At 69.9% G+C, this 1,149-nt stretch carries 1 protein-coding gene; it reads right to left on the bottom strand.

Annotated elements, in window-relative coordinates:
• Window positions 1-1,149 (bottom strand): glycoside hydrolase family 6 protein (locus tag ACFQBR_RS33560; protein ID WP_378554983.1); only part of this gene is annotated, 1,149 nt, incomplete at both ends.

Below are 1,149 nucleotides of genomic sequence, written 5' to 3'. Positions count from 1 at the left end.
CAGCGGCGGGTAGGCGTTGTCCAGCAGCTCCTGGAACTGGGCCGAGAACCAGTGGCCCGAGATCGGGGCGTCGGCCAGCGCGCCGCTCATGTTGTACCCGTTGCGGGGGTTGCCCTCATAGGTCGGGTCGCACATGCGGTCGAAGCCCTTGCCCTCGGGGTTGGGGATGAACTCGCTGGAGCCGTCGGACTCGCCCGGGGGCTTCATCCACACGTAGGCGTCGATGCCCGGCTCGGGGGAGGCCTGCGGGCGCTCGCCCAGCCCCGCGCCCGACTGGTTGCACCAGTTGCCCGACTGGATCCGCCGGTCGTAGCGGCCCCCGTCCACGTAGGCGTCCACGCTGGTCTGGGGGCCGGGGCCCGTGGGGCGGTCCGGTCCGCCCCAGCCGTTGCGGGAGGTGTCGATCAGCATCCCGATGTCGGAGGCGAACCCCTGCGAGACCAGCTCCTCGCGCAGCGCCTGGGAGAAGGACAGCTCGTCGGTGAACTGGTTCCAGTCCACCCACTGCGACTGGCGCACCGGCGTACCGGCCACGGTCTGGTCGATGGAGAAGTTGTCCTCGACCAGCGCCGAGTAGTTGGCCGTGTTCGCGATGAACCCGTGCACGTCCTCGGGGGTGGCGCCGGCGGTGTTGGCGGCCTCGTAGAACAGCGCCGCCGAGGCCGAGAAGTTGTCGGCCCAGCCGATCCACCCGTGGTGGCCCGCGTCCACGTAGTTGTAGACGTTGTCGATCGCGCCCAGCTGCGCCAGGGCGTAGCCCACGCCCTCCACGTAGTTGCCGTTGGCCAGCATCTCGTCGCACTCGGGCGTGGCCGTCTCGCGCGGGGACACGTTCGTGACCAGGTTGGGCAGCGAGTCGATCTCCACCGTCGTCACGATCCGCAGGTCCGCGTAGGCCGGGTCGGCCAGGATCTCCGCGATCGGGTCGATGTACTCCTCCTTGTACCGGTCGATCTCGTCCGGGCCCAGCTCGCCGTTGGAGGCCAGCGCCGCGCAGTCCCTCCCGGGCAGGTTGTAGATCACCACCTGGAAGACCATCGGCTCGCCCGCGGCCTGGGCCACCGCCTCGTCCAGGTGCTCGCGCAGGCCCATCGATCCGGTGGTCGGGCTGTCGTTGCCCTCGATCGCGCTGATCTGGTCCAGCCACAC

The organism is Nocardiopsis tropica, from assembly GCF_042660575.1.
GTDB classification, from domain to species: domain Bacteria; phylum Actinomycetota; class Actinomycetes; order Streptosporangiales; family Streptosporangiaceae; genus Nocardiopsis; species Nocardiopsis tropica.
This window is presented reverse-complemented; position numbering and strand designations above follow the sequence as displayed.